This window comes from Providencia sp. Je.9.19 (assembly GCF_051129765.1).
Taxonomy (GTDB): Bacteria; Pseudomonadota; Gammaproteobacteria; order Enterobacterales; family Enterobacteriaceae; genus Providencia.
The window spans coordinates 1-9,052 of the sequence record NZ_JBCPSS010000017.1; the positions used below are offsets into that span (position 1 = coordinate 1).

Annotated in this window: 10 protein-coding genes and 2 pseudogenes; 6 read left to right on the forward strand and 6 right to left on the reverse strand. The window is 38.8% G+C overall.

Annotated features, from left to right (window positions below):
• Nucleotides 1–648 precede the first annotated feature (648 nt).
• The 4 genes and pseudogenes from AAZR93_RS21430 (at nucleotide 649) to AAZR93_RS21445 (ending at nucleotide 3,545) form a co-directional block, all read left to right on the forward strand.
• Nucleotides 649–1,530: a nucleoside-specific channel-forming protein Tsx gene (locus AAZR93_RS21430; protein ID WP_434721026.1), complete on the forward strand. Its 882-nt coding sequence runs from the start codon at nucleotides 649–651 to the stop codon at nucleotides 1,528–1,530.
• Between the two features lie 100 nt (nucleotides 1,531–1,630).
• Entirely contained in the window at nucleotides 1,631–1,963 is a 333-nt protein-coding gene (locus AAZR93_RS21435; protein WP_434721027.1) for a DUF1971 domain-containing protein, read from the forward strand.
• A 5-nt stretch (nucleotides 1,964–1,968) separates the two neighbouring features.
• Nucleotides 1,969–2,310: a DUF1869 domain-containing protein gene (locus AAZR93_RS21440; protein WP_434721028.1), complete on the forward strand. Its 342-nt coding sequence runs from the start codon at nucleotides 1,969–1,971 to the stop codon at nucleotides 2,308–2,310.
• 235 nt (nucleotides 2,311–2,545) lie between these two features.
• Nucleotides 2,546–3,545: pseudogene (locus AAZR93_RS21445) on the forward strand (IS110 family transposase).
• Between the two features lie 395 nt (nucleotides 3,546–3,940).
• Here the strand turns inward: AAZR93_RS21445 and AAZR93_RS21450 are convergent.
• The 4 genes and pseudogenes from AAZR93_RS21450 to AAZR93_RS21465 all read right to left on the reverse strand — a co-directional run.
• Nucleotides 3,941–4,095, reverse strand: a pseudogene (locus AAZR93_RS21450) (IS91 family transposase); the annotation flags it as partial.
• Between the two features lie 105 nt (nucleotides 4,096–4,200).
• Nucleotides 4,201–4,479, reverse strand: a complete 279-nt coding sequence (locus AAZR93_RS21455; RefSeq protein WP_434721029.1) for a helix-turn-helix domain-containing protein — start codon at nucleotides 4,477–4,479, stop codon at nucleotides 4,201–4,203.
• Nucleotides 4,469–4,789, reverse strand: a complete 321-nt coding sequence (locus AAZR93_RS21460) for a type II toxin-antitoxin system RelE/ParE family toxin (protein ID WP_434721030.1) — start codon at nucleotides 4,787–4,789, stop codon at nucleotides 4,469–4,471. The genes AAZR93_RS21455 and AAZR93_RS21460 overlap by 11 nt, the downstream gene beginning before the upstream one ends.
• Before the next feature lie 250 nt (nucleotides 4,790–5,039).
• Nucleotides 5,040–5,669 (reverse strand): recombinase family protein, encoded by a 630-nt coding sequence (locus AAZR93_RS21465; RefSeq protein WP_434721031.1) that lies wholly within the window; start codon nucleotides 5,667–5,669, stop codon nucleotides 5,040–5,042.
• Nucleotides 5,670–6,055: 386 nt separating this feature from the next.
• Here AAZR93_RS21465 and AAZR93_RS21470 point away from each other — a divergent pair, with 386 nt between their 5' ends.
• On the forward strand, nucleotides 6,056–6,832 hold the full coding sequence (locus tag AAZR93_RS21470; protein WP_198623880.1) for an MBL fold metallo-hydrolase: 777 nt from the start codon (nucleotides 6,056–6,058) through the stop codon (nucleotides 6,830–6,832).
• A gap of 26 nt (nucleotides 6,833–6,858) precedes the next feature.
• The gene (locus tag AAZR93_RS21475) at nucleotides 6,859–7,809 is read left to right on the forward strand and encodes a GlxA family transcriptional regulator (protein ID WP_198623881.1); all 951 of its coding nucleotides are present in this window, start codon (nucleotides 6,859–6,861) and stop codon (nucleotides 7,807–7,809) included.
• Between the two features lie 322 nt (nucleotides 7,810–8,131).
• On the opposite strand, the gene AAZR93_RS21480 is transcribed toward AAZR93_RS21475, so the two are convergent.
• Nucleotides 8,132–8,434, reverse strand: a complete 303-nt coding sequence (locus tag AAZR93_RS21480; protein ID WP_198623882.1) for a type II toxin-antitoxin system RelE/ParE family toxin — start codon at nucleotides 8,432–8,434, stop codon at nucleotides 8,132–8,134.
• Nucleotides 8,415–8,678, reverse strand: a complete 264-nt coding sequence (locus AAZR93_RS21485; protein WP_198623883.1) for a type II toxin-antitoxin system ParD family antitoxin — start codon at nucleotides 8,676–8,678, stop codon at nucleotides 8,415–8,417. Before AAZR93_RS21485 ends, AAZR93_RS21480 begins: the two co-directional genes overlap by 20 nt.
• Nucleotides 8,679–9,052 lie beyond the last annotated feature (374 nt).

Below are 9,052 nucleotides of genomic sequence, written 5' to 3' on the forward strand. Positions count from 1 at the left end.
CAGCATTGTAGATGAAACGATTAAATTTGATAATGACCGTATTCAGTCGGATTTATCGTTAACCCCCAATGGCGCGGCGTATTTATTAAAATCGGTGCTGACCAGTACCAATGCCAGTGCGGGAAATCACTCCGGTAGCACGATAGTGGTGGTTACACCGCAGTGATAGACACGAAGCACTCTGGTTGCTGAGCCTCGATTAAGGCAGTTAGATTAGGCGTAAAAATCGACTATATGAGAGATACTTACTGGTTAATTGCCTTTTTAGGTAATGGCATATCACGGACTAAATTTAAATAAAAACAATTGGCTCCCGCGAGCTTTTTTGGGTCGAGAATAAATAACCTGCCTTTCGGGGGAGGTTATTTAATACGACAACTGATTTAGCGCGAAATACGTCTTCTCATTGTGCTCAAAATACATCTATTCATTGTTTGTAATATCTACCCAAAAATGTGTTATTTGTTTATGCCCACAGATTGGATAATGAGGTAGGCTATGTTTAAGCTTAGGCGAAGAGGTATATCGAAATAATTATTTTTCTATAATAATTGAGACCGAAACCGATTATTTATATGTTTTATCAATTACACACCATTTTTTTGGGTTAAAATAGGTTAAATATAAAATACACCTTTAGGACCTATTATGAAAAAAAGAATTCTCATACTGATAGCCTCAATGTCAATAACGCCCACATTTTTTGCTGCTAGTTCAGAACCTGATAAAAATTCACAGTATCTTTCAAATTGGTGGAATCAGAGTATCAATGTCGTCGGGAGCTATAATACTCGATTTGGACCTCAATTACGTAATGATACATATTTAGAATATGAAGCTTTTGCAAAAAAAGAATGGTTTGATTTTTATGGTTATCTTGATGCCCCTGTTTTTTTTGGTGGTAATTCAGATGCTAAAGGTATTTGGAATAAAGGTTCACCTTTATTTATGGAGATTGAACCTCGATTTTCTATAGATAAACTGACTGAATTAGATTTGAGTTTTGCTTTATTTAAAGAATGGTATTTTGCTAATAACTACATTTACGATATGGGAAGAAATCAAGAAGAAAGACAAAGTACATGGTTTATGGGGTTAGGTACGGATATAGATACAGGGCTGCCAATCAATTTATCATTAAATTTTTATACTAAATATCAATGGCAAAACTATGGTGCCGAAAATGAAAATCAGTGGGATGGCTACCGCTTTAAAGTAAAATATTTTGTGCCTATTACTGATTTATGGGGAGGGAAATTAAATTATATTGGGTTCACTAATTTTGATTGGGGCTCAGATCTTGGTGATAAAAGTCATTATGCAAAAAATGACATAAAACAACGTACAAATAGCTCAATTGCGTCAAGTCATATACTCGCTTTAAATTATGCTCATTGGCATTACTCGATAGTGGCTCGCTACTGGCATAATGGTGGTCAATGGAACAATGGTGCTGAACCTGCATGGATGAATAATGATATTCATTCAAATGGATGGGGTGGGTACTTTGTAATAGGCTATAATTTTTAATTATTTACCCTAAATAGGCAGTGACCTCCAATTGGTATAGGGTAAAAATATTTAAACGACTACAAACCTTAACAATACCGTCATATTTAGGCTATATCGTATGAAACGAATTATTATACCCACGAACTATATTCATATCCGTAGCACACCGCTTTGGACAAAAGAAACTGCACCAAAATCTATCTGGGAAAGACATCTAGATAAAGGCACACGCCAAGGCGTATACCCAAAGCTTTCTGTCATGCAGGGAACTATCATTTATTACTCCTACACCGATGAAAGCAGTCTTCAACCTGCAGATACATTAATTATCGAAGCAGGTCAATTTGGTGTTTTTCCTCCGGAAACATGGCATCGAATTGAAGCGGTAACAAATGATACTGTCTTTAATATCGATTTTTATGTTTCACCTGAAATCTTAACTGAGGAATAGTAAATATGAGTGAGAAAAATAAAGGCTATTTACTTGAGATAATTAATAGAAACAATAATATGAAAGCTGAGAAGGTCTTTCTCAGCCCTAAGAAATTGTATATTCCTGAGATTGCAGTAAGTGAAATACTTTTACTTATTGAGGCATTAGAAATCCAAGGAGAGATTAATAATACAATATTAGTTATCGCTATGACTAACCGCAATAATGGAGTCTCTGTTGATAAAAACGTAGGTTCTATCAGTGAATTATCTGACCCATTAACTGCAGCACAAATTATCAAAGATTTAATTAATATTATTCGTGGTTATGATGTAGATGAAGAATCAAATGTTTGCGGATGGTAAAATGGGTTCTGTCGCATTAAGCCAATTAGTGCGATAAACTTAGGGCTTTACCGGAGCTCTCACCACGTCACTTACCCGAAAAGCCTTTAAACGACGCCACTATCCTGTCGATATTATTGCGCAATGTGTCTGCTGGATGGTTAGGACGTTGGATGTCTCTTTTATACTAATAATGAGATGACCACTCCCTCTTTCAACGTTCTATACTTAGAAAAACATCATCAGGGGAACTATCATGGAAAATATGACGCTTATTGGTCTCGATCTGGGTAAAAACTCTTTTCACATCCATGGCCAAGATCGCCATGGAAAAGCCATTTACCGTAAAAAATTTACGCGGGCTAAATTGTTTCAGTTTCTGGCTAATTGTCCAGCAACAACTATCGTGATGGAAGCCTGTAGTGGTACGGAAGCTCACTGAGCTAGGCCACTGTGCTAAGTTAATATCGCCTCAATTTGTTCGCCCATTTGTCAAATCAAACAAAAATGATTTTATTGATGCAGAAGCCATTTGCGAAGCTGCATCGAGGCCATCAATGCGATTTGTTCAACCTAGAACTGAATCTCAACAAGCCATGCATGCTTTACACCGAGTGAGAGAGTCTTTGGTCAGAGATAGGGTCAAAACAACAAACCAGATGCACGCGTTTTTATTGGAGTTTGGCGTCAGTGCCCCAAAAGGCACAGCGCTAATAAAGGGGTTAGCTGAAATTTTAGAGACAAACAAATTTCCGCCTTACCTAGAAAATTTGCTTCAAAAACTGCGTAAGCATTACGATTATCTTCTTGAGCAAATTAAAGATTTAGAGGCTCAATTAAAGGAATCGTTGAATGAAGACAGCACAGGCCAACGCTTATTGTCTATTCCGTGCGTTGGCCCGTTGACTGCCAGCCTACTTTCGACTCAATTAGGTGATGGAAACCAATATGGGGGCAGTAGAGAGTTTGCCGCATCAACGGGTTTGGTCCCTCGACAATATAGCACCGGAGGACGAAATACGCTTTTAGGGATCAGTAAACGAGGCAATAAAAAACTCCGTGCATTATTAGTTCAATGTGCTCGAGTCTATCTGCGAACACTGACTTATCGATCAGGTAAACTTGCAGATTGGGTCAAGCAATTATTACAGAGAAAAAACAATTTCGTCGTTACCTGCGCGTTGGCCAATAAGCTAGCCAGAATAGCCTGGGCACTCACAACGCGTCAGCAGTCCTTTGATTCTAAATTATCATAATGAAATAATGAAATATTAAACAATGGCTTATCTGGTTTTGCGAAGACTGATTATAGATGATATTAACGGCTAACCGACCTAATGAAAAACCTGTGGTTAGGAATGGCAGTTAAATTGCCGCTCAAATTTATAAGGTTCATCAGGCGCGGAACTCATCGAGGCGCAGGCATAAAAGCCTATTAAGACGCCGGATAGATTTATGCAAGCCAACAATATTATTTGTATCAGTATTGCAAAAACGGGAGTGGTCATAGATATCCTAACCGTCATCCTCTATGCCGATTACCGATCATCAGTTTCATTGGGTGGCTATTGTTTATCTTTTTACCATCTAGACTGTGTTTTATACGATTATCCAAATTTTAAGCCGATCATCCCTATGCTGTTTGTCGTAATCATCGTTCTGTTGCAAATTGTTGACGACGCATACCTAACAATCTCTTTGCACGGATCCCCGCTTCTGCACTATTAAAAACCATCGGCTCCCACACAGCACACATTGGTAAGGGTCTACATTTGTAAATTATTTCATCAGCGAGGCAAAGCCCGGACACTTACGAAGAAGAATTCGGGAGCGCTTGAAAAAATTATAAACGTCATGAAAAAGTGTCAAAGGTAGCTAAACCTGTCGAACTAGTTACCTTTGCTCTCAGCATTAAATTTGCTGCAATTTAAAATTAACACCGCATGCATTAGCATAACGTCTTAATGTTTCATAGCTCATTTTTGTGGCATTTTTTTCCATTCTTGAAATTGTAGGGGGTTTTATCCCCATTCTTTTGGCAACCTCAGCAGATGTTAATCCAGCATCAATGCGCCAACTTTGAAGTGTTTCCTGAAGTTTTTCCAATGCTTCTTCTGCTTCATAAGCGGCTCGATATTCAGAGTCATGCATTGAGATAGAATGAATTTGATTAAGGGTTTTATATTTCATCTTTCATTTCCTCTAATCTGCGAAAAGCAATCTCAATTTCTTTCGGTGGAGTTTTTGGGGATTTTTTAATGAAAATTCGTAAAAGAAAAATTCTTTCGCTGACCTGATAGACCCACAAACCTCTCGCAATATCCGTTCCCATAGTTCTAATTTCAAATAAACCATTACCTAACGGTTTTGTATCTGGCTCTCGTAGTAGTCGAGGATTCATTTCTAATTTTTTTAAAAGGCGAACCATTTTAGCTCGAATCGTTGGCGGTAACGCTAACAGTTCTGTTTCAGCTTCATCGTGAAAAATTACAGTGAACACAAGCATTCCTCCTTAAATGCATGTTAGCCTAAGAGCTAAGTTGGTGCAAGAGCTAACGTTCAATAAAACAATCCTATTTAACATCTAGTGGTTCTACGCCGGAACCGCCGAAATTTCCGTTACCTCAATTTCAACCTGAGAATTTGCACCATGTATCTACCTGTGGTTTCGCGACAATTTCATCGAAAAGTTCAAAGTTAGTTCGTAGTGCTGTGATACCAAAAGGCTTTCAGAAGAGAAGTATTATAATTTATTTTGCTGCTTTCATTGATTTTGACACCTTCGAAATGGTATGTCTCGAACAACCTATCAGGTTTTCTATTTGGCTATAGCTTTTTTTCTCCATCAGAAGACCTTCAATTTTTTGGTGTAATATCTTATTGATCGGACGACCTTTGTACTTCCCTTCTTCTTTTGCTTTTTGTACGCCTTGTGCTTGACGACGACGTCTGTCTTCGTAATCCTTTCTCGCAACGGCTGCCAGCATGTCTAACATCATGCTGTTAAGGGCAGCAAGCATTCGTTCTGTAAACTCATCAGTACGATTCATAAATTGGTAGCTTATTGGGAGATCTAAAGAAACAACCTTTAATCCTTTGTGTCCAATGAGATACTTTAGTTTTTCCCAGTCATCTGTATTCAAGCGGCTAATTCTATCCACTTGTTCAACTAAGATAATATCACCCGACATGGCCACATTGAGTAAGCGAAAGAGTTCAGGTCTGTGAAGTTGGGCGCCCGATTCATTCTCTTCAAACCAGCAGGCAATCTGTAGCCCCATTCCCTCGACAAACTTCAATAGTTCATTTTTTGCTCTAGACGCATCCTGTTCAAGGGTTGATGCGCGAAGATATCCATAAATTCGTATATTTGTATTCATCAGTGCATTATACATTGGTGTTGTTAGTTTGGTGCATTATACATCTATTTTTCATACTTATTACACTAGAGTTCACGTAGTGTAGTAAAGGTATACTTAAATTGCACTCATGAATTATGTACTCTGATATATATTGGAGCAAATGTATTTTTCCCCTAGTAGGGTTGAAAATTATACAATAACTAGCAGTCAGTTTTGAGCGAAGGACGGACACAAAAAAGGTGCTTTGACTGCTACCCATATTTGCATATTTTGAAGCTTGACCCGATATTTGCGAAGCTTGGCCCTTATGAGGCAGTTTAATTGCCCGATAATCACTATAATTGGTTATCGGGTCATGTTTGACATGACTCCTACTTGTCTAAGCAAAGTTTGGAGAACATATAATGAAAATTACTCAGGTCCGTAATGCAACTCAGATCCTCGAATATGCGGGTAAGAGGTTTCTTATCGACCCCATGCTTTCTGACAAAGATGCATGGGATGGTTTTGAAGGAACTGCTCGCTCAGAAATTCGTAACCCTATGGTAGAATTGCCTCTGGATATAAGTTCATTGCTTGATGTGGATGCAATAATTGTCACTCACACCCATGCAGATCACTGGGATCAGGCTGCAGTAGATATTGTGCCAAAAGATAAGCTGATTTACGTTCAGAATGAAAATGATAAAGCGCTGCTGCGTGATCAGGCTTTCACTAATCTGGTTGCTCTCACTGAAATTAGCAGCCTTGGAGATATTGAACTAATTAAGACAACATGTCAGCATGGTTCTGATGAAGCCTATGCCAACCCACAGTTGGCAGCAATGCTTGGCGATGCCAGCGGTGTTGTATTCCGTCATCCATCAGAAAAAACCTTATATCTTGTTGGTGACTCTATCTGGATTAAAGCCGTCGAAGAAAATATGCGAAAATATATGCCGGATGTGCTGATTATGAACACCGGTTGGGCACATGTGCTGGGCTATGGCGCAATCATTTTTGGTAAAGAGGATATCTCGAAGGCGCACTTTGTATTACCTGAAGCTCAGATTGTTGCTACCCACATGGGAGCTGTTAACCATTGTCTGGTCACGCGGCAGGAAGTCCTAAAATATGCGCAGATTAACCAAATTCAGGATTACGTTTCAGCTCCTGCAGACGGCGAATCTGTTACGTTCTGATGGAAACCGATATTTAAGGAGCCACAATGTCTGTGATGTCAGTTGCCATACTTGTTACTCAAGGCTTCAGCACTTATCACGTATCAGTTCCGCTGATCCTTTTTGGCGATACACTCACAGATCAACGGCTCTTTACCCGCCTAATATGTGCTGAAAAGCCGGGTCTCATCTGGTCTGAGGAAGGAACGGCGATACAGGCTGATTATGGTCTGGACGTTCTGGCTCAGGTTGATATCGTCATTGTGCCCTTCTGGGGAGATGTGCGTAAACGGCCATCCGAGTTTCTACTTAATGCTCTGGTAAAAGCACGTGAAGCAGGAGCTCAGATAGTAGGGCTATGCTTAGGCACTTTCGTACTGGCTTATGCTGGCTTGTTAGACGGGCACATGGCGGCAACACACTGGGAATATGAGGAGGATTTTCGGAAATTGTTTCCGTCTGTTCATTTGAATCTTAACGAACTCTATGTTGATGACGATGGACTAACTACATCGGCAGGAACAGCTGCGGCGATGGATTGCTGTCTGCATATCATTCGCCAACATTTTGACAGCCTAACGGCTAATCACATTGCGCGTAGGATGGTCACACCTCCCCACCGTGAAGGTGGTCAGGCGCAGTATATTGATCATCCTGTCACTCAAAAGACTGCCGACTGTAGAATTAATAGGGTGCTTGATTATCTACTACTAAACCTTCAAGAGCCGCACGATATTAATTCTCTGGCTGAATACGCCTCAATGAGCCGCAGGACACTTACGCGACATTTCACGAAAGCGACCGGTATGTCTGTCGTTGAGTGGATCACGGCGGCACGACTTCACCGGAGTCAGGAACTGCTGGAGAACATGGATATTCCTATAGAACAGGTAGCTGAACAAGCAGGGTTTCAATCCGCTCCAACTTTTCGTCTACAGTTTCGCGAGAAATTTGGTGTCAATCCCAGAGAGTGGCGAAAAACATTCCGTAATGCATAACTCATTAAACTAAAGGTGTAGATAACTCAGTATTATCAACGTCCACACCTCGCTCAAAGCAGACTGTCAGAATTGATTATGTTCTTGTCCATTTCCCCTAAAATAACACCTAACAGAGTCAAAACTAATTCAACACTTTATTCAAGAGTTTCCCATTGTGATTTAAATGATATGAGGCACGAGCATTAGGTCATACCTACCATATAGTTATACCTTAATGATAAGGCTTGGACTAAAAAATAACATTCTAAAATTGAGTGAGAAATGATCAATTGTTATTCTGGGATTGGTTGATAGTTTCTGAGGGGGAAGCTAATTTTCCTTATTTCCAGAAGGTAGCGATATTTATATCTTGTGCTTGATTTAGAACACGTATAATGACTATTTCAAGTGGTGATGATATGAAAAAGATGACATGTTTTTCTATAGGAATAGAAATGATATTTTCTCCTAATTCATCCCGATGAGTTCCAATTTCATGTTGAGATAGAACATCAAAAATAGCTGATATTCGGTTAATGTATTCGTCCGCTTTATTTATGCCAAAATGTTGTTGGCTGTAAAACCAAATGTTTTCTAAATCCTCATAAGCTTGTGGGGTGAGGTTAATTTTCTTGGCGACCATTCACTTTCTCTTTTATTCGTGATAAAAATTCATGTTTGTCCCAAGTTTCAGGTTCTCCACTACTCAGACCTTCCGCAAGTAAATCTCGTAAAGATTGTAAATGAGATTCTGCCTGTTTTTCCTTTAACAAGCGTAAGGCTTCGCGAAGGACTTCACTTTGCGTTCGATAATCCCCTGAATTCACTAAAGAATCTATGAAGTGGCGGAGGTCCTCTCCTATATCGACAGTCATTGTTCTGGCCATAAATACTCCGATGTAAGATATTGTCTTACATTTATTATAAGGTAATAGTAAATTTTTGTGAATATAAATATCAATAAAATAAAAACTTTTGATATATAAAGACTTTATATATTCTGTTTGTATCCTAATCTGATACAAATGCTCTCTTTCTGAGATCTGTCTTTCATTTTTTAATGGGGATTATTCTTTATCATCATTTTTATGATTGTGTAATTAAATGCTTGACTAGAAACTAACCTGTGCTTTAATGATTACATGATTACATGATTACATGATTACATGATTACATGATTACATGATTACATGATTACATGATTACATGATTACATGATTACATGATTACATGATTACATGATTACATGATTACATGATTA